The sequence below is a fragment of the Microbacterium wangchenii genome, assembly GCF_004564355.1.
Classification (GTDB): Bacteria; Actinomycetota; Actinomycetes; order Actinomycetales; family Microbacteriaceae; genus Microbacterium; species Microbacterium wangchenii.
This window is the reverse complement of record NZ_CP038266.1, coordinates 766,753-791,966: the sequence shown is the minus strand read 5'-3', so window position 1 is coordinate 791,966 and position 25,214 is coordinate 766,753. Positions and strand designations below refer to the sequence as shown.

Annotated in this window: 23 protein-coding genes; 7 read left to right on the top strand and 16 right to left on the bottom strand. The window is 70.3% G+C overall.

Features of this window, described 5'->3' with window-relative positions; all coding sequences use genetic code 11:
- Nucleotides 1-15 precede the first annotated feature (15 nt).
- Nucleotides 16-1,626: an arylsulfatase gene (locus E4K62_RS03750; protein ID WP_135063678.1), complete on the bottom strand. Its 1,611-nt coding sequence runs from the start codon at nucleotides 1,624-1,626 to the stop codon at nucleotides 16-18.
- 17 nt (nucleotides 1,627-1,643) lie between these two features.
- Nucleotides 1,644-2,990 carry an MFS transporter gene (locus E4K62_RS03745; RefSeq protein WP_135063676.1) on the bottom strand — a complete coding sequence of 449 codons (1,347 nt, stop codon included), beginning with the start codon at nucleotides 2,988-2,990 and terminating at the stop codon, nucleotides 1,644-1,646.
- Nucleotides 2,991-3,137: 147 nt separating this feature from the next.
- On the opposite strand from E4K62_RS03745, the gene E4K62_RS03740 reads away from it, so the two are divergent.
- Genes E4K62_RS03740 through E4K62_RS03730 form a run of 3 tightly spaced genes read left to right on the top strand, consistent with a single transcriptional unit; the run spans nucleotide 3,138 to nucleotide 4,821 of the window.
- Nucleotides 3,138-4,121 carry a formylglycine-generating enzyme family protein gene (locus E4K62_RS03740; protein ID WP_374108162.1) on the top strand — a complete coding sequence of 328 codons (984 nt, stop codon included), beginning with the start codon at nucleotides 3,138-3,140 and terminating at the stop codon, nucleotides 4,119-4,121.
- Nucleotides 4,118-4,477 carry a YidH family protein gene (locus E4K62_RS03735; RefSeq protein WP_135063673.1) on the top strand — a complete coding sequence of 120 codons (360 nt, stop codon included), beginning with the start codon at nucleotides 4,118-4,120 and terminating at the stop codon, nucleotides 4,475-4,477. The genes E4K62_RS03740 and E4K62_RS03735 overlap by 4 nt, the downstream gene beginning before the upstream one ends.
- The gene (locus E4K62_RS03730; protein ID WP_167747730.1) at nucleotides 4,474-4,821 is read left to right on the top strand and encodes a DUF202 domain-containing protein; all 348 of its coding nucleotides are present in this window, start codon (nucleotides 4,474-4,476) and stop codon (nucleotides 4,819-4,821) included. The genes E4K62_RS03735 and E4K62_RS03730 overlap by 4 nt, the downstream gene beginning before the upstream one ends.
- Before the next feature lie 9 nt (nucleotides 4,822-4,830).
- Here E4K62_RS03730 and E4K62_RS03725 read toward each other — a convergent pair whose 3' ends face one another.
- The 5 genes from E4K62_RS03725 to E4K62_RS03705 form a co-directional block, all read right to left on the bottom strand.
- Nucleotides 4,831-5,283 (bottom strand): SRPBCC family protein, encoded by a 453-nt coding sequence (locus tag E4K62_RS03725; RefSeq protein WP_135063667.1) that lies wholly within the window; start codon nucleotides 5,281-5,283, stop codon nucleotides 4,831-4,833.
- 38 nt (nucleotides 5,284-5,321) lie between these two features.
- A complete protein-coding gene (gene ctaD / locus E4K62_RS03720) occupies nucleotides 5,322-7,073 on the bottom strand; it encodes an aa3-type cytochrome oxidase subunit I (protein WP_135063665.1) in 1,752 nt (583 codons plus the stop codon).
- 115 nt (nucleotides 7,074-7,188) lie between these two features.
- Nucleotides 7,189-8,271 (bottom strand): transaldolase family protein, encoded by a 1,083-nt coding sequence (locus tag E4K62_RS03715; RefSeq protein ID WP_135063663.1) that lies wholly within the window; start codon nucleotides 8,269-8,271, stop codon nucleotides 7,189-7,191.
- A gap of 5 nt (nucleotides 8,272-8,276) precedes the next feature.
- On the bottom strand, nucleotides 8,277-8,687 hold the full coding sequence (locus tag E4K62_RS03710) for a tautomerase family protein (RefSeq protein WP_135063661.1): 411 nt from the start codon (nucleotides 8,685-8,687) through the stop codon (nucleotides 8,277-8,279).
- A 165-nt stretch (nucleotides 8,688-8,852) separates the two neighbouring features.
- Nucleotides 8,853-9,845, bottom strand: coding sequence for a LacI family DNA-binding transcriptional regulator (locus tag E4K62_RS03705; RefSeq protein ID WP_135063659.1), 993 nt, complete (start codon nucleotides 9,843-9,845; stop codon nucleotides 8,853-8,855).
- 132 nt (nucleotides 9,846-9,977) lie between these two features.
- On the opposite strand from E4K62_RS03705, the gene E4K62_RS03700 reads away from it, so the two are divergent.
- Genes E4K62_RS03700 through E4K62_RS03690 form a run of 3 tightly spaced genes read left to right on the top strand, consistent with a single transcriptional unit; the run spans nucleotide 9,978 to nucleotide 13,385 of the window.
- On the top strand, nucleotides 9,978-11,183 hold the full coding sequence (locus tag E4K62_RS03700) for a Gfo/Idh/MocA family protein (RefSeq protein ID WP_135063657.1): 1,206 nt from the start codon (nucleotides 9,978-9,980) through the stop codon (nucleotides 11,181-11,183).
- A 10-nt stretch (nucleotides 11,184-11,193) separates the two neighbouring features.
- Nucleotides 11,194-12,207, top strand: a complete 1,014-nt coding sequence (locus E4K62_RS03695; protein ID WP_135063655.1) for a sugar phosphate isomerase/epimerase family protein — start codon at nucleotides 11,194-11,196, stop codon at nucleotides 12,205-12,207.
- Nucleotides 12,204-13,385 (top strand): Gfo/Idh/MocA family protein, encoded by a 1,182-nt coding sequence (locus tag E4K62_RS03690; RefSeq protein ID WP_135063653.1) that lies wholly within the window; start codon nucleotides 12,204-12,206, stop codon nucleotides 13,383-13,385. Before E4K62_RS03695 ends, E4K62_RS03690 begins: the two co-directional genes overlap by 4 nt.
- 62 nt (nucleotides 13,386-13,447) lie before the next feature.
- Here E4K62_RS03690 and E4K62_RS03685 read toward each other — a convergent pair whose 3' ends face one another.
- The 9 genes from E4K62_RS03685 to iolC all read right to left on the bottom strand — a co-directional run bounded on the left by E4K62_RS03685 (nucleotide 13,448) and on the right by iolC (nucleotide 24,180).
- Complete coding sequence (locus tag E4K62_RS03685; RefSeq protein WP_135063651.1) at nucleotides 13,448-14,905, bottom strand: sugar porter family MFS transporter; 1,458 nt, start codon at nucleotides 14,903-14,905, stop codon at nucleotides 13,448-13,450.
- A gap of 81 nt (nucleotides 14,906-14,986) precedes the next feature.
- Nucleotides 14,987-15,859 carry a sugar phosphate isomerase/epimerase family protein gene (locus E4K62_RS03680; RefSeq protein WP_135063649.1) on the bottom strand — a complete coding sequence of 291 codons (873 nt, stop codon included), beginning with the start codon at nucleotides 15,857-15,859 and terminating at the stop codon, nucleotides 14,987-14,989.
- A 16-nt stretch (nucleotides 15,860-15,875) separates the two neighbouring features.
- On the bottom strand, nucleotides 15,876-16,889 hold the full coding sequence (locus tag E4K62_RS03675; protein WP_135063647.1) for a Gfo/Idh/MocA family protein: 1,014 nt from the start codon (nucleotides 16,887-16,889) through the stop codon (nucleotides 15,876-15,878).
- A gap of 19 nt (nucleotides 16,890-16,908) precedes the next feature.
- On the bottom strand, nucleotides 16,909-17,859 hold the full coding sequence (locus tag E4K62_RS03670; RefSeq protein WP_135063645.1) for a sugar phosphate isomerase/epimerase family protein: 951 nt from the start codon (nucleotides 17,857-17,859) through the stop codon (nucleotides 16,909-16,911).
- A gap of 34 nt (nucleotides 17,860-17,893) precedes the next feature.
- Nucleotides 17,894-19,807, bottom strand: a complete 1,914-nt coding sequence (gene iolD, locus E4K62_RS03665; RefSeq protein ID WP_135063643.1) for a 3D-(3,5/4)-trihydroxycyclohexane-1,2-dione acylhydrolase (decyclizing) — start codon at nucleotides 19,805-19,807, stop codon at nucleotides 17,894-17,896.
- The gene (gene iolB, locus E4K62_RS03660) at nucleotides 19,807-20,721 is read right to left on the bottom strand and encodes a 5-deoxy-glucuronate isomerase (protein WP_135063642.1); all 915 of its coding nucleotides are present in this window, start codon (nucleotides 20,719-20,721) and stop codon (nucleotides 19,807-19,809) included. The genes iolD and iolB overlap by 1 nt, the downstream gene beginning before the upstream one ends.
- Before the next feature lie 19 nt (nucleotides 20,722-20,740).
- Complete coding sequence (locus tag E4K62_RS03655; RefSeq protein WP_135063641.1) at nucleotides 20,741-22,306, bottom strand: CoA-acylating methylmalonate-semialdehyde dehydrogenase; 1,566 nt, start codon at nucleotides 22,304-22,306, stop codon at nucleotides 20,741-20,743.
- Nucleotides 22,307-22,324: 18 nt separating this feature from the next.
- Nucleotides 22,325-23,224 (bottom strand): class I fructose-bisphosphate aldolase, encoded by a 900-nt coding sequence (locus E4K62_RS03650; protein WP_135063639.1) that lies wholly within the window; start codon nucleotides 23,222-23,224, stop codon nucleotides 22,325-22,327.
- The gene (gene iolC / locus E4K62_RS03645; protein WP_135063637.1) at nucleotides 23,224-24,180 is read right to left on the bottom strand and encodes a 5-dehydro-2-deoxygluconokinase; all 957 of its coding nucleotides are present in this window, start codon (nucleotides 24,178-24,180) and stop codon (nucleotides 23,224-23,226) included. Before iolC ends, E4K62_RS03650 begins: the two co-directional genes overlap by 1 nt.
- 169 nt (nucleotides 24,181-24,349) lie before the next feature.
- On the opposite strand from iolC, the gene E4K62_RS03640 reads away from it, so the two are divergent.
- On the top strand, nucleotides 24,350-25,108 hold the full coding sequence (locus E4K62_RS03640) for a GntR family transcriptional regulator (RefSeq protein ID WP_135063635.1): 759 nt from the start codon (nucleotides 24,350-24,352) through the stop codon (nucleotides 25,106-25,108).
- The last annotated feature ends 106 nt before the right edge of the window (nucleotides 25,109-25,214 follow it).

The window sequence follows — 25,214 nt, the reverse complement described above, 5'->3', positions numbered from 1 at the left end:
CGACCGCCTTCGACGTCACTCCGAGGGAAGGCCGCTTCCGCGACGGGCATACAGCTCGAGTACGCGCTCGCGCGGGATGACCCCGCAGCGCGCCGCCCACTCGTCGTACGCGGCACTGAACTCCGCCACGATCTCCGGATGCTGCGCCGCGATGTCGTGCAGTTCGGTGCGGTCCTCGACCATGTCGTACAGCTCCCAGTCGAGCCCGTACTTCTTGACCAGCTTGAGCGCACCCCGGCGCACGCCGCAGTTCCCTTCGTGCTCCCAGAACAGCATCCGGTCCTCGTCCGTGGCGCCCTCCCGGAGGGTGGGCATCATGCTGACGCCCTCCGCCGGCAGCGGCTCACGGCCCGGGTACTCGGTCGGATAGTCCACGCCCGCCACATCCAGCAGGGTCGACATGACGTCGGTCAGCTGATGCGGCTGCGTCCGCAGCGTCGGGTCCGTGCCGAGGCCGGCCGGCCAGCTGACGATGAACGGGGTGGCGATCCCGCCCTCGTGAATCCAGTGCTTGTACTCGCGGAACGGCGTGTTCGACAGGTTCGCCCACGAGCGTCCGTACGTCGCGTACGTGTCTTCGGTCCCGGGCACGATGCTCGGGTCGTTGCCCGGGCGCACCTCGCGACCGTCGCTCGTCTCGGCGTCGAAGGTCACGTACGTGGTGACGAACTCCCGCGCGGTCTCGATCGGCATCTCCTCGGCGCATCCGCCGTTGTCGGAGAGGAAGATGACGATGGAGTCGTCGAAGATGCCCTGCTCTTTCAGCTCGCCGACGATGCGCCCGACGCCCTGGTCCATGCGGTCCAGCTGCGCGGCGTAGACGGCCATGCGGATGCCCTCCCACTCCTTGTGCTCGACGTCGTCCCACGCCGGCACGCGCGGGTCGCGGTCGGTGAGCGGCCAGTTCTCCGAGATGATCCCCGACGCGATGAGCCGCTCGAGTCGCTCTTCGCGCAGCGCATCCCAGCCGGCGTCGAAGCGGCCGAGGTACTTCTTCACGTCTTCCTCGAGCGCGTGCAGCGGCCAGTGCGGCGCCGTGTACGCGACGTAGAGGAAGAACGGATCGTCGGCGTGCTCGGCGCGGTGATCCTCGATGAAGCGCACGGCGTTGTCGCTGATCGCGTCGGTGTAATAGAAGTCCGGGTCGAGCGTCTCGTCCTCCACGTTCGTCTCGCCCCGCGTGAGGGTGCGGGTGCGGAAGAAGCTGCCCGCGCCCTCCAGCGTGCCGAAGAACTTCTCGAAACCGCGACGGGTGGGCCACGCATCCGTCGGGTTGTGGATGTCGCCGGCCATGTGCCACTTACCCGAGACGTAGCTGCGGTACCCCGCCGGCTGCAGTGCTTCGGCGATAGTCACGCACCGGTCGTTGAGGTTCCCCGGGTACCCGTCAGGGGCATCGTCGTAGTTCAGGATGCCGATGCCGGTCTGGTGCGGATGCAGCCCCGTCATGAGAGAGGCGCGCGAGGGGCTGCAGCGGGCGGTGTTGTAGAACTGCGTCAGCATCGCCCCGTTGGCGGCGAGCGCGTCGAGGTTCGGCGTCTCCACCTCACCGCCGTAGCATCCGATGTCGGAGAAGCCCATGTCGTCCACGAGGATCAGGACGATGTTGGGAGTTGAGCGGGTCATTGCGGTGCTTCCTGCTTTCACTGGGCTGCGGGGGCGGGAGCGGCCTGCGCTTCGGCGCGCGCCCGCAGGTCGGTGTCGACCTCCTGGTGCGCCGTCTCCTTGGCGAAGTACAGCGCCACGAGGGCGATGGCGGCGGCGACCATGACGTAGATCGCGACCGGCCACGACGACCCCGAGATCGACACGAGCCACGCCGCGATGATCGGCGCCACGGCACCGGAGGGGAGGACGCCCAGCTGGTACACCAGCGACATGCCGGTGTAACGCACCCGGGCCGGGAACAGCTCGGCGAAGAAGGCCGCCTCGGCACCGAACATGGTGCACGCTCCCATCGACCAGCCCAGCACCGTCGCGAGCCAGATGAACACGGCGACACCGGAGTCGATGAGGCCGAAGATCGGAAAGGCGGTGACGAGGGCGACGGCCGCACCGGCCGCGAAGACGGGCCGGCGGCCGAACTTGTCGGAGAGCTTGCCTGCGATCGGGATGATGAAGAACCCGATGACGCTCGCCACGAGCAGGCCGTTCAGCGCGTAGGAGCTCGACAGGCCGAGGACGGTCGTGGTGTAGGTGAGGAGGAACGCGTTGTAGACGTTGAACGTGATGCTCTCGCTGAAGCGCGCACCGAAGCCGACGAGCAGCTGCTTGGGGTACTTGCGGATGACCTCGAACACGGGGACCTTGACGACCTCGCCGGTCTCGACCATGTCCTTGAACGCCTGCGGCTCCTCCACCTTCAGGCGGACGATGAGGCCCACGACCACGAGGACGATGCTCGCGATGAACGGGATGCGCCATGCCCACTCGACGAGCGCCTCTTCACCGGCAAGGCTCGCGAGGTTCACCGCGACGGTGGACAGCAGGAGGCCCAGCGGCACGCCGGTCTGCGGCCACGACGAGAAGAGGCCGCGCTTGCCGCGCGGTGCGTGCTCGAAGGTGAGGATGGCCGCGCCACCCCACTCGCCGCCGAGGCCGATGCCCTGCAGCATCCGCAGGATGAGCAGCAGGATCGGCGCGGCGATGCCGATCTGGGCGTACGTGGGCAGCACGCCCATCAGGAACGTCGAGATGCCCATGATCAGCATCGTGATGACGAGGATCTTCTTGCGACCGATGCGGTCGCCGAAGTGGCCGAAGATCAGCCCGCCGATGGGGCGCGTGACGAAACCGGCGGCGAACGTGCCGAAGGCGACGAGCGTGCCGATGAGCGGATCGAACTGGGGGAAGAACTCGCTGTTGAAGACGAGGGCCGCCATCGTGGCGTAGAGGAAGAAGTCGTACCACTCGATGACCGAGCCGAAGACGCTCGCCAGAACGGTATTGCGCTGCTGCTTCTTCACGCGCAGCTGATCGGTGTTCGCCATGACTCTCCTTTGAAGCGACGAATGGGGTGATGCGGATGGGGCGGCGTCGGGCGTGTCCCAATATGCGGGACAACGTCCCACATTTGCCTTCACGACTGTAGGGTGAGAAGCGTAGGTGCGTCAATGCGGCCGCGGGAGGAAGCGACGATGGAGATGCAGATCGCCGGCGCGCGGCCGTCCACCGGGTGCGGATGCGGCTGCGGTTCCCCGTCGCGTTCGACGCTGCTGCAGATCCCGCCGGCTCGACGCCCAGATCCCATCGTGGCCGACGGCGGGGCGCACTCCGTGCCGCAGGCTTTTGTTCCGGCCGGGGAATTCGTCATGGGCGACTCCTCGGGAGACGAGAACCCCGGTGACGGGGAGCTCCCCCGCCATGTCGTGCGACTGGGCGCCTTCTCGATCGACGCCACGACCGTCACCAACCGCGCCTTCGCGGAGTTCGTCGACGCCACCGGCTACTGGACGGAGGCGGAGACGTTCGGGTTCTCCGCCGTCTTCCACCTCGCCGTCACCGCGCCCGGCGACGACATCGTCGGCGTGCCGCCGGGCACGCCGTGGTGGCGGGGCGTGCGCGGCGCCGACTGGCGGCATCCCGGCGGCGCCGGGTCCTCGCTCGACGGCCTCGACGACCACCCCGCCGTGCACGTCAGCTGGAACGACGCCCAGGCGTACTGCGCGTGGGCGGGCCGGCGCCTGCCGACCGAGGCGGAGTGGGAGTACGCCGCCCGCGGCGGGCTGGCGGGCGCGAAGTACCCGTGGGGCGACGCCGAGGTCGACGAGGGCGGATGGCGGGCGAACATCTTCCAGGGCTCGTTCCCCGACCGCAACACGGCGGAGGACGGGTGGGCGACCACGGCCCCCGTGCGCAGCTTCGAGCCGAACGGCTACGGGTTGTGGCAGGCCGTCGGCAACGCGTGGGAGTGGTGCGCCGACTGGTTCAGCCCGCGCACCTACGCGCAATCGCCCACCGATGCACCCACGGGGCCTCGCCTCGGCACCGAGCGCGTGCTCCGCGGAGGCAGCTACCTGTGCCACCTCTCCTACTGCAACCGCTACCGGAACTCCGCGCGCTCGCGCAACACCCCCGACTCCTCCATGGGTAACGCCGGCTTCCGGACGGTCGCACTGTGAGCGCCCGCTTCCCCGACTCCGTCTACACCCAGGGCGGCGAGCCCGACGCGCGCTTCACCCTGGCCAACGAGCGCACGTTCCTCGCCTGGATCCGCACGTCCCTCGCCTTCATCGCCGCCGGGATCGCGCTGGAGCTGCTGGGGGCGGAGCTGCACGCCGCGCTGCGTCTCGCCGCATCCCTGCTCCTGATCCTCGTGGGCACGGCGACGCCGCCGCTGGCGTGGTTCGGGTGGGCGAAGACCGAGCGCGCGCTGCGCCGGCAGGAGCCGCTGCCGGCCGCTCCGCTGGGCGCGGTCCTCGCGCTCACCGCGAGCGTGGCCGGCGCTTTGCTCGTCCTCGCGATCCTGCTTCGATGACGCTGTTCGACCCGGGGCTCCAGCCCGAGCGGACGGAGCTGGCCTGGCGGCGCACCGCACTGGCGATCGGCATCGGGTCGCTGCTCGCGGTGCGACTCCTGCCCGCTGCGATGGGCAGCCCGTGGTGGGCGCTTCCCGGCTTCGCGGGGATCCTGCTCACCGCGGCGCTGTGGCTCGGTGCGCGCCGTCGCCACCGGGCCGTCGCGCGGGCGTTGGCCGCCTACGGCGACCGCGCCGCGCTCCCCGGCGGCGCGCTGCCGGCGATGCTCGCGACGCTCGTGGCGCTCATCGGAGCGGGCGGGGCCGCCACCGTCGTGGCGCACGCCGTCTCCGCCGCCGGCTGAGGCGGAGGGTCAGCGCTGTTCTGCCACCGCCCGCAGCAGGTGGAGGTTGCGCTGCGCGATGAGACGCCGGAGGTAGGGCACCAGCACGAGCCGTTCGGCGAGCCGACCGAAGACGGGCGAGCCCACCGTGATGGTGTCGGTCATGCGGGTGCCGCCGTCCAGCTCCACGAAGGCGTGCTCGTGGCGGAAGATCCGGAACGGACCGCGCACCTGCTCGTCCACGAACCGGTGCGGCCGGTCGCACTCGGTGATGCGCGAGGTGAGGGTGAACCACACCCCGAAGTGCCGGGCCCGCCAGGTCACCGTCTCGCCGAGCGCGATGGAACCACTCGTGACCCCGGCGATCGCCCGCTCCCGGGAACCGGACATGGATGCCACGTGGGCGTCGATGTCCAGGGAGATGTCGAAGAGCCGCTCGGCCGGCGCATCCGAATCGGTCACGAGCGTGAAAGTGGAGGGCACCCGCTGATCATCTCAGCCGGCGGCTGAGGCTGCGGCGCCTACTTCTCGGTGTCGTCGCCGGCGTCTACGACGGGCGCGTCGGGGGCGTCCTTGGCCGGACCCACGCCCACCGGCACGCCGGCTTCGGGGTGGTTCAGGTCGAACGCGGGACGCTCGCTGCGGATCCGCGGGATCGACGTGAAGTTGTGGCGCGGCGGCGGGCACGACGTGGCCCACTCCAGCGACCCGCCATAGCCCCACGGATCGTTCACGGTGATCCGTGGGGCCTTACGGGCGGTGATCCACACGTTCAGCAGGAACGGGATCATGGACGCGCCGAGCAGGAGGGCGCCGGCCGTGGAGACCTGGTTCTCCCACGTCCACCGGTCCTCGGGGGCGTAATCGGCGTACCGGCGGGGCATGCCGTCCATCCCCAGCCAGTGCTGGATGAGGAACGTCACGTGAAACCCGATGAACAGCATCCAGAAGTGGATGTAGCCCAGGCGCTCGTTCAGCATCCGGCCCGTCCACTTTGGCCACCAGAAATAGAACCCGGCGAACATCGCGAACACGACGGTGCCGAACACGACGTAGTGGAAGTGCGCCACGACGAAGTACGTGTCGGAGACGTGGAAATCCAGCGGCGGCGAGGCGAGAATGACGCCGGTCAGACCGCCGAACACGAACGACACGAGGAAGCCGAGCGCGAAGACCATGGGTGTCTCGAAGGTCACCGATCCGCGCCACATGGTGCCGATCCAGTTGAAGATCTTCACGCCCGTGGGCACCGCGATGAGCATCGTCATCAAGGCGAAGAACGGCAGCAGCACCGCCCCCGTGACGAACATGTGATGCGCCCACACCGCCATCGACAGAGCGGCGATCGCGATGGTCGCGTACACGAGGGTCTTGTAGCCGAAGATCGGCTTGCGGCTGAAGACCGGGAAGACTTCCGAGACGATGCCGAAGAACGGCAGCGCGATGATATAGACCTCTGGGTGCCCGAAGAACCAGAACAGGTGCTGCCACATCAGCACGCCACCGGCGGCCGGATCGTAGATGTGCGCGCCCAGAACACGATCCGCCGCCGCCGCAAGCAGGGCAGCCGCCAGTACCGGGAAGGCCAGCAGGATCAGGATGCTGGTCACGAGCGTGTTCCACGTGAAGATCGGCATGCGCCACATCGTCATGCCCGGAGCGCGGAGGGTGATGATCGTGGTGATGAAGTTCACCGCGCCCAGGATCGTGCCGAACCCGCTCATGCCTAGGCCGAGGAACCAGAGGTTGCCGCCCACGCCTGGTGAGAAGCTGGCGTTCGCGAGTGGCTGATAGGCCGTCCACCCGAACCCGGCGGGCCCCTCAGCGGTCAGATACCCCGCGACGGCGATGAGCGACCCGAACAGGAACAGCCAGAACGACAGGGCGTTCAGGCGCGGGAAGGCCACGTCGGGTGCGCCGATCTGCAACGGCATGATGGCGTTGGCGAAGCCGGCGAACAGCGGCGTCGCGAACATCAGCAGCATGATCGTGCCGTGCATCGTGAACAGCTGGTTGTACTGCTGCTTGGTCGGCACGATCTGCATGCCGGGCTCGAACAGCTCCGTACGGATGATGAGCGCCAGCAGACCGCCGAACAGGAAGAACATCAGCGACGCGATCAGGTAGAGGTACCCGATCGTCTTGTGGTCGGTGGAGGTGATCCATCGAACGAGGATGTTGCCCTTCTGCTCCACGCGCGAGGCGCTGAGCAGGGCTGCCTGCCGCGGCGGAATCGGCGCGGCTGCCGGTGCCTCGGCGTCGACTTGAGTCATGCGCACGCTCCCTCCGCCACTGGTGGCGTCGCGGCGAGAGTAGGCATCCCTCCCTCGCGCGGACTACGGGGTTGCGGCCAACCGGACGCGGGGGTACAAGCAGGCGCCGCTGGGCTCAGGCCGGCGGGACGATGACGTCGCGGACGAGCGCGTCCAGCTGCGCGTCGGCCTCGAGGAACTGGCGGAGCGTGTTGCGGGCGGCGCCGAAGTCGGCGAACTCCGACGGCGCCATCCCGTCGACCTCGTACGCGCGGCGGAACTCGCTCAGCCGCTGCAACTCTTCGAGTACCTCTGAGGCCACCGGCACATCGATGCGGTTCTCGGCGGGGATCGCGTTCTCGTTGATGCGGGCCTGCCAGTCGAACGGCGGCGAGACGACGAGGTCGCCGCCCACCAGCTCCGCCCACTGCAGGTGGTTGCGGAACGCGGCCGAGAGGATGCGGCTGCGGTAGCCCCGCTGGGTGAACACGGCGTGCGCGTGCTTGAGCGCGGCGACGCCGGCCCAGTCCAAGACGCCGGGCGTCACGAGGATGCGGTTGTCCGCCGCCCACTTCTTCAGCCAGTCGTCCAGGCGTCCGCCCATGATCGTGACGACGTGGCCGAACTCCTGCTCGGGCAGCCCGTCGGCGGCGCGACGGTCGAGGGCGCGCTCGAGGGCGGCGCCGACGGCGACGGCCTGGGGCACCGTGAAGCTCAGGGTCGCGTTGATGCTGACCCCGCGGTAGGCGGCCTCCTCCATCGCGGCGATGCCGGTGGCGGTGGCGGGGATCTTCACGATGATGTTCTCGGCCAGCTGCGCGAACTCCACCGCCTGGGCGACGAGGGCATCGGCGTCGCGGTGCAGGCGCGGATCGGTCTGGATCGACAGGCGCCCGTTCCGCCCGCCGCTCTCCGCGAACGCCGGTTCGAGCTGGCGCGCGGCGGCGATCGAGAGCTCCTTGACGGCCTGCCAGCCGAGCTCGGACTCGCCCCACGTGGGGTGCTCGGCGGCGAGCTCGCGCAGTCGCGGCACCCACACGTCGGGGTTCTTCTTGATCGCGGCGAACGCGATGACGGGGTTGCACGTCGCACCGACGGCACCGAACTCGATCGAGCGGCGGAGCTCAGCGGGGTCGGCGGAGTCGTTCCACAGCACGGTGGGCGTGGTCGCGGCGGCGCGGGCGAGGGAGGCGAGGTCGTTCTCGAGGATCGTGGACATGGCGGTCATTCCCTTCCGGAAGCGGGTGCGGGGACGGCGAGTTCGCCGGTGACGTACTGCGCGCGGCCGAAGCCGAACGACCAGTCCTGCGGGCCGTTCTCGACGTAGCCGATGAAGATGTCCTGGCCCGCGACCCCGACCGGCTCGAGCCGCGCGGCGATCGCGGCGTACAGGCGCTGCTTGGCCTCATCCGTGCGCCCGCGCTGCGTGAAGATCTGGATGACGACGGGGTCGGTGCGGTCGAAGCCGAGACCGGCGTCCTCCGCGATGATCGTCGCGGCCGGACGCGCGGTGATCACCTGAAAGCGGTCGCGCTCGGGGATGCCGTAGACCTCGACGATCGCGTCGTGGATCGCCGTGGCGATCTCACGCGGATTGGTGCGGGCGTCGCTGTGGTCGATGCGGACGAGGGGCATGGGATCTCCCTTGCTTCAGGCTTTGTCCTATCATATGCACATTGACCCTCATGTCAACACTCCCCGCCGCCCCCGGCCGTTGCCCGCGAGAGCGCACCCCACCGGCGAGACCGCGGCCTTATGTCGGGGTTTCGCCGGTGGCGTGCAGTCTCGCGGAGGAGGGCTTCAGCCGAGCGACGCCGTCGTGCCCCGGACGACGAGCGAGGGCTCGAGCGTGCGGCGGACATCGACCGGATCCTCGCCCGCGAGGCGCGCGCGCAGGAGCTTGCCCGCCTCGCGGCCCACGCCCACGCTGTCGTCGTCGACGGTGGTGAGGTCGATGAGGCGCGTCTGGGCGAGGGCGGTGTTGTCGTAACCGACGATCGAGAGGTCGCGCGGCACGTCGCGTCCGAGCTCACGGGCGGCGCCGAGCGCACCGATGGCCATGACGTCGTTCGCGGCGAAGATCGCCGTGACGCCCGGGTGCTCCCGCAGCAGGGCGAGCGAGGTGTCGTATCCGGCACGCTCGGTGGCGGGCCCGCGGTACGCCGTCGCCCGCGCGAGGGCCTCGGCATCCTGCATCGTGGCCAGGAAGCTCTCCCGCCGGGTCTGTCCGGCGCCGCCCACGACGGAGAGGTGGCCGATCTCGCGATGCCCGAGCGCGAGCAGATGCTCGGTGGCCAGGCGCGCGCCAAGCACGTCGTCGTTGCCGACCGCGTCGACGCCGTCGGGGACGTCGGCCCTCGTGCCGGCGATGACGAACGGGGGCGCGGTGTCACCCAGGAGCACGTGGGGGACGTCGCGCGCGACGATGATGCCGTCGGCGCGCATCGACAGCAGGCCCTCGACGGGATCCTCGACGCCGGCGGCCGTCGCGGTGTCCACGACGCTCAGCCGGTAGCCGCCGGGGCTGAGCACCTCGTCGAGCCCGCGCAGCAGGTCGACGAACCACGGGTTGGCGTAGTCGTCGATCAGCACGCCGACCAGGCGCGTGCGCCCCGCCGCGAGCGCGGCCGCCGCGCGGCTCGGCCGGTAGTCCAGGTCGCGGATGGCGCGCTCGACGGCCTCCCGCGAGGCCGCGCTCACGCCGCCCGCGCCGCGCAGGACGAGCGAGACGAGGGATTTGGACACGCCGGCAGCCTTCGCGACGTCGTAGATCGTCGGCCGGCTCGTCGCCATCTCAACTCCTCCGAACGGACGTTTGACAGGACATATGCACAAGAGTAGCCTCCCCGTATGGAGCGCTCCACTGGAGTCTCCCACCGCGCCGGCGCGATCGGAGCGGACCCACCGCACTCCCCGGGAGAAACCATGAGCACGACCGACATCGGCGTCGCCGTCATCGGCGCCGGCATGGCCGGCAAGGCCCACGCCGCCGGCTACCGCACCGCCCCCACCGTGTACGACAGCACGCTGCCGCCCGTGCGGCTCGTATCGATCGCCGACGCGTACGCCCCTCTCGCCGAATCCGCCGCCCGGCGCTTCGGGTTCGAGCGGTTCGACACGTCGTGGCAGGCCGTGGCCGAGGCCGACGACATCGACGTCGTGAGCGTCGTGGTGGCCAACGCGCTGCACCGCGAGATCGTCGAGGCGCTGCTGGCTGCCGGCAAGCACGTCCTGTGCGAGAAGCCGCTCTCCGACACCCTCCCCGACGCGCGCGCGATGGTCGCCGCCGCGGATGCTGCATCCACCGTCGCCCGCATCGGCCTCACCTACCGCCGCTCCCCCGCCGTCGCCCACATCCGCGACCTCGTCCGCTCGGGCCGGCTCGGGCGCGTGCTCAACGTCAGCGGCCACTACTGGACGGACTACGGGTGCAACCCCGACTCCCCCATCGGCTGGCGTTACAAGGGCCCGAACGGATCCGGCGCTCTCGCCGACGTGGGCAGCCACCTGACCTACCTCGCCGAGTTCGTCGCCGGGTCGGAGTTCGCCTCCGTCCGCGGCGGCACGCTCAGCACCGTCATCCCCACCCGCCCCAAGCCCCTCGGCGCGGTCGTCGGGCACGAGGGCGGCGCCGTCTCGGCCGAGCGCGAGGATGTCGAGAACGACGACGTCGCGGCGTTCTCCGGCGAGTTCGCCGGTGGCGGCACCGCGACCCTGCAGGTCTCGCGCGTGGCGGCCGGCCACGCCAACACCCTCGTCTTCGAGGTGTTCGGCGACAAGGGCTCGGCGCGGTTCGACTTCCGCCACCCCGGCCAGTTCGAGCTCTTCCTCCCCGAAGCCGACGACGCCGGCTACCGCACCGTGACGCTCGGCCCCGCGCACCCGTACTGGCGGGGCGGCCTCGCGATGGATGCGCCGGGCGTGGGCGTCGGGCAGAACGAGGGTTTCGTGTTCCAGGCGCGGGCGTTCCTCGAAGAGGTCGCCGGCATCCCCGAGTCCGCGTCACTGCCGCGCAACGCCGGCTTCGACGACGGCCTGCACAACATGCTGCTGATCGACGCCGTGGCCCGCTCCGCCGCGCTCGGCGGCGGCTCCGTTCCCGTTCCCGCGACGACCCCCGTCGCCATCTGAAAGGCCCGACATGCGACTCGGTCTGTACAACGCGATCCTGCACGATCGCACCCTCCCCGAGGCCCTCGAGGTCATCACCGACGCGGGGCTCACCGGCATCGAGCTGAACACCGGCGGGTTCCTCCCCGCCGTGCACGTGCCGACCTTCGACGACATCCTCGTCAGCGACGCCGCCCGCGACGATTTCCTCGCCGTCTTCGAGGGGACGGGCGTGGAGATCGCCGGCCTGAACGCCAACGGCAACCCGCTGCATCCCACCGCCGCGATCGGGGACACGCACGCCGACGACGTGCGCCGCTCGATCCGGTTGGCCGAGCGCCTCGGTCAGCACCGCGTCGTGACGATGTCGGGCCTGCCCGGCGGCGAGCCGGGCGCCACGCGCGTGAACTGGATCGTCAACGCGTGGAATTCCGCCGCGCTCGACGTCCTGGACTACCAATGGGACATCGCCGCGCCCTTCTGGCGGGAGATGGACCGCTTCGCCGCCGACCACGACGTCAAGGTCGCCCTCGAGCTGCACCCGCAGAACCTCGTGTTCAACTCCGCCGACGTGCACAAGCTTCTCGAGCTCACCGGCGCCACGCACTTGGGCGTCGAACTCGACGCGTCGCACCTGTTCTGGCAGCATATGGACCCCGTCGCCGTCGCACGTCACCTCGGCCCGCTCGTGCTGCACGCCGCCGCGAAGGATGTGCGCATCAATCCGCAGTGGGCGAAGCTGAACGGCGTGCTGGACAACTCCTTCCGGCGCCTGTCGCCCGAGGAGCCGCGCACGAACCTCGGCGGCGACGAGTGGGCCAACGAGTGGCCGACCGAATCCGCGTGGGACTTCGTCGCCCTCGGGCGCGGGCACGACGTGGCGTACTGGACGGAGTTCCTGCGCGCCCTGCACGAGATCGACCCCGACATGTTCGTCAACATCGAGCACGAAGACGTCTCCCTCGGCCGCGTCGAAGGCGTGCGCGAAGCCGCCGAGGTGCTGAAGGCTGCGGATGCCGCGCTGCTGGACTCCCTCGTCCGATGACCAGGCCCCTGAACATCGGCCTCATCTCCGTCGGCTGGATGGGGCGGCTGCACTCGCGCGCCTACCTCGCGACCGCGCACCATTTCCCCGAGCTGCCCGTGCGTGCGGTGCTGCGCACGGCCGCCGACCCCGACGAGGGCGGTCGGCGCCACGCCGTCGACGCGCTGGGGTACGAGCGCGCCGTCGCGGACTACCGCGACCTGCTCGCCGACCCCGAGGTCGACGCCGTGTCGATCTGCTCGCCCAACTTCCTCCACCGCGAGATCGCGGTGGCGGCAGCGCACGCGGGCAAGCCCTTCTGGATCGAGAAGCCCATGGGCCGCAGCGCCGCGGAGTCGCGCGAGATCGCCGAGGCCGCCGCATCCGCGGGTGTCGTGACGTCGGTGGGGTTCAACTACCGCCACGTCCCAGCGATCGCGGAGGCACGCCGGCTCGTCAGATCCGGAGCCCTGGGGACCGTCACGAACGTGCGTGCGAGTTTCCTCGCCGACTACTCCGCCGATCCCGGCGGCGCCCTGACGTGGCGCTTCCTGCAGGACCGGGCGGGGTCGGGCGTCGTGGGCGATCTCCTCTCCCACGGCATCGACCTGGCGCAGTTCCTGGTCGGGCGGATCGCGAGCGTGACCGCCGCGGACGGCACCTTCATCGCCGAGCGCCCGCTCCCCTCCGCCGGCGCGGCCGGCCACTTCTCCCGCGGTGATGCCGGCGGGCCGATGGGCGCCGTCGAGAACGAGGATTACGCCGCCGTCATCGGCCGCTTCGACTCCGGCGCGATCGGCGTCTTCGAGTCCAGCCGCATCGCGGTGGGCCCGCACGCCGAGTACGTCGTGGAGGTCTACGGCACGAAGGGGTCGCTGCGGTGGGACTTCCAGCGGCTCAACGAGCTGCGCCTGGCCGATGACCGCGCCGGCTACCGCACGATCATGGCGCATCCCGGGTATGGCGAGTTCTCGCGGTTCCAGCCGGGACCTGGTACGAGCATGGGCTTCGACGACCTCAAGACGATCGAGGCGTCGCTGTTCCTGCGCTCGATCGCCGAGGGGCGCCAGCTCGCCCCCTCCGCCGCCGACGGGTGGGCCGCCGCCGAGGTCGCCGACGCGGCGATGGCCAGCGCCCGCCACGGCGCGTGGGTGCCCGTGCCCGCCGTCACCGGCAGCACCACCTTCGACACCGTCTGAGCGGCAACGACAGAACCGCCCGCACCCCGAGGGGCGCGGGCGGTTCTGTCCTGTGCGCGGGGTCAGGCGCGGACGCGGCCCTTGACCGTGTAGATGGCACCGGTCGTCACGTCCTCCTCGAGGGCCTCGAGCGTGCGCCCGCGGGTCTCGGGGATGAACCGCCACACGAACAGGAGAGCCAGCGCGCCCACCACGGCGAACAGGAAGAAGGTGCCGGTGATGCCCACCGCATCCACGAGGGAGAGGAAGTACAGCGACAGGAACCCGTTGGTGATCCACAGCATGAACACCGAGACGCCCATGCCGAGGCCCCGCATGTGCAGCGGGAAGATCTCCGACAGGTAGACCCACACCGCGACGTTCAGGAAGGTCTGCATCGAGCCGACGAACACGATGACCAGGAACAGGATCACGAACGGGCGGATGGGGTTCCCCACCTGCAGGGTCATCGAGGCGATGCCGATCAGCAGGTGGCTGACGGTGGTCAGCGAGAACCCGATGATGAAGGTCTTGCGGCGGTCCAGGCGGTCCATCATGGCCAGCGCGATGAAGGCACCGACGACCGCGATGACGCCGGGGGCGACGTTGGCGATGAGGGCGGCGCTCTCGTCGAAGCCCGACTCGATGAGCACCGTCTGACCGAAGTACATGATCGAGTTGATGCCGGTGAGCTGCTGAGCGATGCCCAGGCCGATGCCGATGAGGAGGATGCGCAGGAGGTTCCGGTTGCTGAACACCGCACGCCAGCCGAGCTGGCCGGCTTCCTTCTCCTCTTCGGTGACCTTCGTCAGGTCGCCGAGCTCGGCGATCGCGCGGTCTTCCGAGCGCACGGTCTTCAGGACGGCGAGCGCCTCGTCGTTGCGCCCCTTCTCCACGAGCCAGCGCGGCGACTCGGGCACCCGCAGCATCCCGATGAACAGGGCGACGGCCGGCAGCGCGCAGATGGCGAACATGATGCGCCACACGCCTTCGATGTGGTCGAGGGTGTTGCCGATGATGGCGTTGATGACGAAGGCGGCCAGCTGCCCGACGACGATCATGAGCTCGTTGCGTCCCGCGAGCGAGCCGCGGATCTCGTACGGCGCGATCTCGGCGAGGAAGACCGGCACGACGGTGGATGCGCCGCCCACGGCGAGTCCCAGGAGCACGCGGCCGAGGACCAGGACCCCCAGGTTCGGGGCGACGACGACGAACACGGTGCCGACGAAGAACAGCACGGCCAGGAGGATGATCGTCTTGCGCCGGCCCCATCCGTCCGACAGACGCCCGCACGTGACGGCGCCGATCGCGGCGGCGAAGATGAGCGAGGACGTCGCGACCCCCTCCGTGAAGGGGTTCAGGCCGAGCTCTTCCGCCATCGGCCGCAGCGCGCCGTTGATCACGCCGGTGTCGTAGCCGAACAGCAGACCGCCGAACGTGGCGATCAGCGCGACGACACCGAGGCGCTTCCGGTGGGGACCGGACCCCAGCGGGGGGAGTTTCGACTCCGACAGACCGCCGGCGGTATGGGAAGTAGCCATCAGGGACTCCTTTGTCGGGTTCGCGGGCGGGGGCCCGCTGTTCACCATTGGGGGTATCGTGCCAGATGTCAGTATGTCCTGTCAAACATACATTATGAGTTCCCGCAGCCGCGACAGCTGGAAATGCGCGGATTCGTCGGCGTTCTCGTCCTCGGCGAACACGTTCGAGACGATGAGCGCGTCCTCGCGGTCGAGGTAGCCGATCGCGCGGAGCGTGCCGAACAGCTCGTCCCAGTCGACGTCGCCGTCGCCGATGTTGAGGTGCTGGTGCACGCGGGCGGTGTTGCCGGGCGGGTTGGAGATGTAGCGCAGGCCGTGCGAGCGGCGGTGGTCGAACGAGTCGGCCGCATACACCGCGCCCAGCCGGTCGCCCACCATCGGCAGGAGCGTGGCCGCGCGGTCGCCGTAGTGGAAGGTGTGCGCCGCGACGTAGACGAATCCGACCCGGTCGCTGTTCAGGCCCCGGAGGATGCGCCAGGCCTCCAGCCCGTCCTCGACGAAGTCGTCGGGGTGCGGGTCGAAGTTGAGCGTCACGCCCTCGCGCTCGAGCACCGGGAGGAGCTGCTCCATCGAGCGGTAGAAGGCGTGCTCCGACTCCTCCGCGCGCTCGGGGCGGCCGGAGAACTCCGTGTTCACGACGGGCGCCTCCAGTTCCGCGGCGATCCGGATGTACCGGGTGGTGTGGAAGACCGCCGCCTGCCACTGGTGGTCTTCCGGCCCGCCGAAGCGCTGCACCGGGAGCACCGAGGTGATCGTCACGCCGGCATCGCGCGCGCGCTTCTTCAGGGCGGCGATCATGGCGGAGTCGACCTTCGGGTGGTGGAAGTGGCGACCGAAGTCGGGGCTCGGGGTGAGCTGGACGTACTCGTAGCCGAGCCGCGCGACCAGGTCGGGGAATTCCAGCAGGGGCACCGTGTCGTTGTACGGCGTCGGATCGAGGGCGATGCGGACCATGGTGACTCTTCCCGGGTCAGGCGTAGAAGGCGGGGCGGGCAGGGGCTTCGACGGGCACGATGCCGCCCTCGAGCGCGCGGACGCCGGCCTCGCACGCGAGCGCGACGAGATACCCGTCCCACGCGTTGGGGCCGTCGACGAGGGCGCCCTCGTGCACGGCGTCCACCCACCGCTGGATCTGTGCGTCGTAGGCGGCGGCGAAACGGGTCGTGAAGCTCATGTGATCGGCGATCGAGAACGACCCTTCGCGCCACGTCTGCAGGCCGGAGGGCTGACCGATGCGGGCGAGGCCCTTCTCGAACACCGCCTCGGTGTCCACCTGGTAGCCGAACTGCACGCTGACGTTCATCTCCACGTCCACGAGCACGCCGTTCTCCAGCTCCATGAGGACGAGGATCGGCTCGCGCAGGTGCTCGGGCGAAAGGCTGTTGCGCCGCGGATGCTTCACCTCGACGCTGCGGATGGGCGAGCCGGCGAGCCACGGCACGACGTCGAACTCGTGCACGACCGAGTCGGTGATGAGCATCGACTGGGTGTAGCTCTCGGGCACCGACGGGTTGCGGTGCGCACAGCGCAGCATCAGAAGTTCGCCGGACTCCCCGGACTGCACGAGCGCGCGGAGGGCCGCGTACTCGGCGTCGAAGCGGCGCATGAAGCCGACCTGGATGTGGGGGCGATCCAGTTGCTGCTCGCGCTCGAGCACCTGCCACGACGACGCGGAGTCGGGCGTGAGCGGCTTCTCGCACAGGATGGGCAGTCGCGCCTCGAGCGCCGGCATGAGCACGGGCTCGTGGAAGGGCCCGGGCACGGCGATGAGCACGGCATCCACGGCGCCCGCGGCGATGGCATCCTCGATGCGGGCGAAGGTCGCCGCGCCCGGCGCGTTCGCCGCGGCCGCCGCGGCGCGCCCCGCATCGGGCTCGACGACGGCGGAGACGACGGCGCCGGAGATGCGGTGGGTGATGCGGGCGATGTGGTCGGCGCCCATCTGGCCGGCGCCGACGACGCCGATGCGGAGATCGTTGGTCATGGAGTTGCCTTCCGGGAGGTCAGTGGACGCGGGCGAAGTGCGTGCAGCCGAAGATGTGCTCGCGCGTGCGCTGGGCGATGGGGAACGGGCGGTCGACGTCGCAGCCGTACATGTCCTGCTCGACGATGGCGAAGATGTCGGAGTCGATGGCGGCGACGGCCTCGATGATGGGGGCGAGATCGGGCACGCCGTACGGCGGCTCGATCATGATCCCCTGGGCCACCGCCTCCGCGAACGGCACATCGTTCTTCAGCACGTCGAACAGCAGCGAGGTGTCCACCTGCTTCAGGTGCAGATAGCCGATGCGGTCCGGCCGCTCCTGGATGAGCTTGACGTTGTCGCCGCCGTAGTACGCGAAGTGGCCGGTGTCCAGGCACAGGTTGGTGTACCGCGGGTCGGTCTCGTCGAGGAACCGCACGACCTCGCGCGTCGTGCCGACGTGGCTGTCGGCGTGGGAGTGGAACTGCTGCGCGACGCCGAACTCCTCCAGGAGGGCCTTCCCGAGCCGGTCGTGGCCGGCGGCGAGCTTGGCCCACTGCTCGTCGGTGAGGGTGCGGGATTCGAGCACCTCGCTCGTCGCGTCGCTGCGCCACAGGTCGGGGATGACCACGAGGTGCTGCGCGCCGAGCTGGGAGGCGAGACCGGCGACGGCGAGGGCCTGGTCCCACGCGCGCTGCCACTGGTCCTCGCCCTTGTGGAATCCGGTGAACACGGTGCCGGCCGAGAGCTTCAGCCCGCGCGCGCCGAGCTCGTCCTCGAGCTGGTGGGGGTCGGTGGGCAGGTACCCGTACGGGCCCAGCTCGATCCACGTGTAGCCCGCGGCGACGACCTCGTCGAGGAACCGCTGCCACGGCACCTGCTTCGGGTCGTCGGGGAACCATACGCCCCAGGAGTCCGGCGCGGTGCCGATGCGCAGGCCTGCGCCGGAGTTCACGACGATGTCGGCGTCGGCGGGGATGGTGTCGGTCATGGTGTTCTCCGGTGCAAGGGGGTGGTCGGGGTGATCAGCCGAGGAGGGGCTTCTGGGCGGCCTGCTGCGCGACGTATTCCTCGCGCGCGTGCCGGGTGGATTCGAGCGTGGACACTTCGGCCACGGGCACGTCCCACCAGCCCTCGCCCTCGGGGGCGTAGACGAGCGGGTCGCTGTTGATGTGGATGAGGGTCGCGCGCTCGGAGGCCTTCGCCGTCGCCATCGCGGCCTTGAGGTCGTCGAGAGCCGAGGCGCCGGGCTCGATCTCGAGAACGTCCATGCCGTAGCTGCGGGCGTTCATCGCGAGGTCAACGGGGAGGATGTCCTCGCCCTGGAAGTTCTTGGCCGCCGGGTCGTACTCGCGGTACAGCGTGCCGAACCGCTCGGAGCCGACCGTCTCGGAGAGGTGCCCGATGGAGGCGTAGCCGTGGTTCTGGATGAGGACGACGATGAGCTTGATCCCCTCGGCGACGGCGGTGACCAGCTCGGTGTTGAGCATGAGGTACGAGCCGTCGCCGACCATCACGATGACGTCCCGGTCATCGCCGTCGGCCAGCAGCCCGCGCTTGGCACCGAGACCGCCGGCGATCTCGTAGCCCATGCACGAGAACGCGTACTCCACGTGGTAACCGAGCGGATCGCGCACGCGCCACAGCTTGTGCAGGTCGCCGGGGAGCGAGCCGGCCGCCTGCACGACGACGTCCTCCGGGGCGCTGGCGGACTGCACGGCGCCGATGATCTCGGGCTGACCCGGCAGCGGGCGACCGGTCGGGGCGAACGCCTCGTCCACGAGCGCGTCCCATCCGGCCTTCTCCCGGGCGACGCGCTCGGCGTGCTCGGCGGGGACGGCGTAGCCCCCGAGGGCCGCGGCGAGGGCTGTCAGCGCCTCGCGCGCGTCGGCGATGACGGGCAGCTGTGTGCCGTGCTTGTACGCGTCGAAGCTGGCGACGTTGATGTTGACGAAGACGACGTCGGGGTTCTGGAACGCCGTGCGCGAGGCCGTCGTGAAGTCGCTGTAGCGCGTGCCGATGCCGATCACGACGTCGGCGCCCGCGGCGAGGCGGTTGGCGGCGAGCGTGCCCGTCGCGCCCACGCCGCCGAGGTTCTGCGGGTGGTCCCACGCGAGGGAGCCTCCGCCGGCCTGCGAGGTGCCGACCGGGATGCCGGTGGCCTCGACGAGCGCGCGGAGCTGCTCCTCGGCGCCGGAGTAGAGCACGCCCCCGCCGGCGACGATGATGGGTGCGCGGGCAGCGCGGATCGCGGCCGCGGCACGGGCCAGCGGTGCGCGCTCGGGGAGCGGGCGGCGGATGTGCCATTCCCGATCCTGCAGGAACTCCACCGGCACATCGATCGCCTCGGCCTGGACGTCTTCGGGGAGGGCGATCGTGACGGCGCCGGTCTCCACCGGGTCGGTGAGGACCCGCAGAGCGGCCAGCGCGATGGAGTAGAGCTGCTCGGGCCGCTGCACGCGGTCGAAGAACCGCGACAGCGGCCGGAAGGCGTCGTTGACGGTCAGGCCGATGTCCCACGGCTGCTCGAGCTGCTGCAGCACGGGGTCGGCCACGCGCGTGGCGAACGTGTCGCTGGGCAGCAGGAGTGCGGGGAGGCGGTTGGTCGTGGCCAGCGCCGCGGCGGTGAGCATGTTGGCGGCACCGGGGCCCACGGATGCCGCCGAGGCGAGCGTCGCGCGACGCCGGTGCATGCGCGCGTAGCCGACGGCCTGGTGCACCATGGCCTGCTCGTTGCGGGCCTGGTAGTACGGCATCAGGTCGGGCTCGTCGACGTTGGCCTGTTTGAGCGCCTGGCCGATGCCGGCCACGTTGCCGTGGCCGAAGATCCCGATCATGCCGGGGATGGTGCGTTCCCGGATGTCGCCGTCGACGGTCCATTGGTGACCCAGGAACTCCACGAGCGCCTGGCTGACCGTCATCCGCTTCGTCGCCGCCATCAGTGCTGGCCTTCCGTGTCGTGTCCGAGGGGCAGCCGGGGGTCCATCCTCTGCCCGTTCCAGGTGTCGCGCACCCACGCGTGCGCCGGGTCGTCGCTGATCAGCCACTCCCGCTCCGGATCGGGCCCGGCCATCACGTTGAGGTAGTACAGGTCGTACCCCGGGGCGGCCACGGCGGGGCCGTGATACCCGAAGGGCACGAGCGCGATGTCGCCCGTGCGCACCATCGCGTTGATGTCGATCTCCCCCGCCGGGGAGGAGTAGGTGCTGAACATCCCGAACGCCGCGTCACGGGGAGCCGCCGCATCCGCCACCGGCGCCGCCTCGAAGTAGTAGATCTCCTCCAGGCGCGACTCGGAGCCGGGAACGTGCTCGTCGTGCTTGTGGGGCGGGTAGGACGACCAGTTCTCCGCCGGGGTGAGAACCTCGCACACGATCAGGCGTGCGGCGTCGAGGGCCGGGGGCGTGCCGAAGTTGTGCACCTGGCGGCTGGACGCGCCCGCCCCGCGCAGTTCGACCGGCGTGGACGCGGCGGGGATGTACTGCCAGGGGCGCGTCTCCGAGGTCGGCGCCTCGGCCACCGCGACACGGCCGGTGCCGGTGATCTCGGCGGTCGTGCCCGTCGGCAGGTACAGCACGTCGGTGGGGCCGGCGAACACCGACGGGCGTCCGTGCAGCCGGGTCTCCTCCTCGCCGGGGTGGTGGTGGTGCGTCACGCGGAACTCGCCCGAGAGGGGGACGATGATGCGCTCGACGCCGCGCTCGGCCAGCGCGACGGCGTCGCCCTCTGCGAGGTCGGCGACGCGGATGCCGGTGTGCTGCCACCCGGGGGTCGCCGCGTCGACGACCGATTCCCAGTCGCCCTGCGCGAGGGAGCCGCGGCGGTGGAACCAGCGCTGGTCCGTCGGGGTCATGTCGTGCTCTCCGTGGGGGTCAGTCGTTCTGGGGGAAGCCGAGGTTGATGCCGCCGTGGTCGGTGTCGTGGCGGGTGGCGGGGTCGATCCAGCGGGCGGTGACCGCCTTCTCCCGCGTGAAGAAGTCGAACCCGTGCACGCCGTACGCCTTCGCGTCGCCGAACAGCGACTGCTTCCATCCGCCGAACGAGTGATACGCGACCGGGACCGGGATGGGCACGTTGATGCCGATCATCCCGACCTGGACCTCGTTCTGGAATCGGCGGGCCGCTCCCCCGTCGTTGGTGAAGATCGCGGTGCCGTTGCCGAATTGACCGGAGTTGATCAGGGCCACGCCCTCGTCGTAGGACTGCACGCGCACGACCGAGAGCACCGGCCCGAAGATCTCCTCGGTGTACGCACGGGAGGAGGTCGGGATGTCGTCGATCAGGGTCGGGCCGAAGAAGAACCCGTCCTCGTGACCTGCCACGCTCAGGCCCCGGCCGTCCACGACGATCTTCGCGCCGTCGGCCTCCGCGATGTCGACGTAGGAGGCCACCTTGTCGCGGTGCACGTCGGTGATGAGCGGCCCCATGTCCGGCTCGACCCCGTCCACGCCCGCACCGTTGCCGATGCGCAGCGTGCCGATCCGCTCGCTGATCTTCGCGATCAGATCATCGGCGATCGGCTCGACCGCCAGCACGACGCTGATCGCCATGCACCGCTCCCCTGCCGCCCCGTAGCCCGCGTTGACGGCCTGGTCGGCGACGAGGTCGAGGTCGGCGTCGGGGAGGACGAGCATGTGGTTCTTCGCGCCGCCCAGGGCCTGCACGCGCTTGCCGTGCCGGGAGGCGGTCTCGTAGATGTACTGCGCGATCGGGGTCGACCCCACGAACGAGATCGACTGCACCACCAGAGACTCCAGCAGTCCGTCCACGGCGAGCTTGTCGCCCTGCAGCACCGTGAACACGCCGTCGGGGAGGCCGGCCTCCTGCCACAGCTTCGCCAGCCAGAGGGCGGCCGACGGGTCCTTCTCGCTGGGCTTGAGCACGACGGCGTTCCCGGCGGCGATCGCGACGGGGAAGAACCACATCGGCACCATCGCGGGGAAGTTGAACGGGCTGATGATGCCCACGACGCCCAGCGGCTGCTTCAGGGAGTACACGTCGATCCCGGTCGAGGCGTTCTCGCTGAAGGCGCCCTTGATCAGGTGCGGGAACCCGGTCGCCAGCTCCACGACCTCCTGGCCGCGCAGGATCTCGCCCATCGCATCCGAGACGACCTTGCCGTGCTCGGCCGTGATGATCTGCGCCAGCTCACCCTTGCGGGCGTTCAGCAGCTCACGGAACGCGAACATCACCGCCTGCCGCTTCGCGATCGAATACCCGCTCCACAGCTCGTATCCGCGCTGCGCCGACGCCAGCGCCGCATCGATCTCGGTCTGGTCGGCCAGCGCCACCTCGGCCTGCACGGCGCCGGTGGCGGGGTTGTAGACGGGAGCCGTGCGACCGGAGGTCGAGGGGCGCTCGGCGCCGTCGATCCAGTGCGAGAGAACGCGGACGGCGGACTCCACGTCGTTCGCGGGGGCGGTCTGTGTCGTGCTCATGGGGCTCTTCCTTCGGTGTCAGAGGCTGGGGTGGACGAGGCCGGCGGCGATGTCGACGGCGGCGGCGACGTTCCCGTCGGGCGGATAGAGGAGCGTGCGGCCGACGGTGAGGCCGCGGACGCCGGGGAGGCTCAGCGCGTCCTCCCACGCGGCGAAGGTCTCGTCGGGGTCGACGCCGGAGTCGCCGCCGAGGAGGAGGGTGGGCATGGTCGTGGCGGCCATGACGCGCTCCATGTCGTCGACGACCGGCAGCTTCATCCACGTGTACGCGCTGGATGCGCCCAGGCCCGACGCGATCGCGATGGAGAGGATGACGGCCTCGGGCGACAGGTCGTTCACGATTCGCCCGTCCACCCACCGGCTCAGGAACGGCTCGAGCATGATGGGCAGCTCCGCCGCGGCGGCCTGCGTGACGGCGTCGGCCATCGCGGCGAGGGTGGCGGCGGTGCCGGCGTCGTCGAGGTTGACGCGGATGAGGGTCTTGGCGACGTCGATGCCGGCCTCGACCATGCGCGGCACGTCGTACGCGGTCATCCGGTCGTCCATCTCGAACGACGCCCCGCGCAGGCCTCCGCGGTTCATCGAGCCGACGATGATCTTGTCGTCGAGGAGGCCGAGGGCGGCGAGGTCGTCGATGATGTCGGGGGTGCCCAGCACCCCGTCCACGCCGGGGCGGCTGAGGGCGATCGCGAGCCGGTCGAGCAGCTCGTAGCGGTCGGCCATCGCGACGGGGTTCTGCCCGACGGCGAGCGCGCCGCGGGCGGGGTGATCGGCGGCCACGATGAACAGGCGCCCGTCTCCGCGCAGCAGCTCGCGACGGCGGCGGCTCGCGAGCGTGTCGCGGATCGTCCGCGGTGACGACGCGCGCACGTCACGGAGGCGCTCGAACGCCTCGGGTGCCAGGAACCGCGGACCCATCAGCGCTCTCCCCCCTCGATCAGCGCGACGACCTCGTCGTGCGTGGGCATGGCGGTGGAGCACTCCAGCCGGGATGCCACGATGGCACCGGCGACGTTGGCGAAACGCAGCACGCGCTCCAGGTCCCACCCTTCGAGCAGTCCGTGGCACAGGGCTCCGCCGAACGCGTCGCCGGCGCCGAGGCCGTTGACGACGTCGACGGGGTACGGGGGCACCTCGACCGTCTCGCTCCGGGTCTTGGCGAGCACGCCCCGAGGGCCCTGCTTGACGATCGCGAGCTCGACACCTCGGTCCAGAAGGGCGTCGGCCGCGCGCGAGGGCTCGGTCTCGCCCACGGCGATCTCGCACTCCTCGCGGTTGCCGACGGCGACCGTGGCGAATTCGAGCGCGTGCGACACGTGTGCGCGTGCGTCGGGCGGATCGGCCCAGAACATGGGGCGGTAGTCGAGGTCGAAGATCGTGCGTCCCTCGGTGCGCGCCTGCAGCGCGGCCACGTGCGCCGCTCGGCTGGGCTCCTGCGTGAGACCGGTGGCGGTGAACCACAGGATCTTCGCCATCCGCACGGCGTCGAGGTCCAGCTCGGCCGCCTCGAGGGTGAGGTCGGGCGCCTTGGGCTCGCGGTAGAAGTAGAGCGGGAAATCGTCGGGCGGGAAGATCTCGCAGAAGGTCACCGGCGTCTGCAGCGTGGGGTCGACCCGTACGTACCGGTTGTCCACGCCCAGGCGGTCGAGCTCGCGCAGCAGATAGCGGCCGAACGGATCATCGCCGACGCCCGAGACGAGCGCGGTGCGGTGGCCGTACCGCGCCGAGGCGACGGAGACGTTGGCGGCACTGCCGCCGAGGTACTTGCCGAAGGTCTCGACGTCCTCGAGGCCCACGCCGGACTGCAGCGGGTACACGTCGACGCCGAGCCGGCCGAAGGCGAGCACATCGAAGGGGGCAGGGGTTTCGGTCATACTCCGCTGTACAACTCTCCGCGGGCCGGCAACCGGATCCGCATCGTCGGAATGTTTGTCCTGACAATAGCACAAGGGAGCGCCATCGCAACCCACATCGCCGCCGGGGAGGACATGGACGCGCCCATGTACGATTGTCGCGTCAATAGACGGAGCATGGGGGTTCTGTATGGCCGACGACGTGGTGCAGTTGGACGAGCTGCTGGCGACCCTGGACCGCACGGGCCCTGTGCCCCTCTACTTCCAGGTCTCCTCGGCGATCGAGCGCGCCATCCGCTCGGGCGACATCGCCCCCGGTGCGCGCCTGGAGAACGAGATCGCGATCGCCCAGCGGCTGGGCCTGTCCCGTCCGACCATCCGGCGCGCGATGGAGGAACTGGTCGACAAGGGCCTGCTCGTGCGCCGCCGCGGCATCGGGACGCAGGTCGTGCAGGGCCAGGTCACCCGCCAGGTGGAGCTGACGAGCCTGTACGAAGACCTGCAGAGCTCGCACCATGCGCCCGGGACGCGCGTGCTCGAGCACGAGATCCGCCCCGCCGACGCGGCCACCGCCGCCGCCCTGAGCGTGCCCGCCGGCTCCGACGTCGTGTATCTCCGCCGTCAGCGCTCCACCGACGGGGTGCCCGTGGCGGTCCTGGTGAACTATCTGCCGCCCGATTTCGCCGACATCACGACCGAACAGCTCGAGGCCAAGGGCCTCTACCAGATCATGCGCGCCCGCGGCGTGACCATCCGCGTCGCCAACCAGCGCATCGGCGCCCGGCGCGCCCAGGGCGACGAGGGCGAGCTCCTCGACATCGACAAGGGCGGGCCTGTGCTGACGATGGAGCGTGTCGCGTACGACGCCTCCGGGCGCGCCGTGGAGTTCGGACACCACTGCTACCGGCCCGACATGTACAGCTTCGAGACCACCCTCGTCGCCAAGTAGCGGCCGATCGGCGGCAGCCGCCATAGCGGCACGACGTCCACCCGTCCAGTGTGCGGACTCATCCAGGTGCGACGGCTAGCGTGACCCCATGCCCGACACCTTCCGC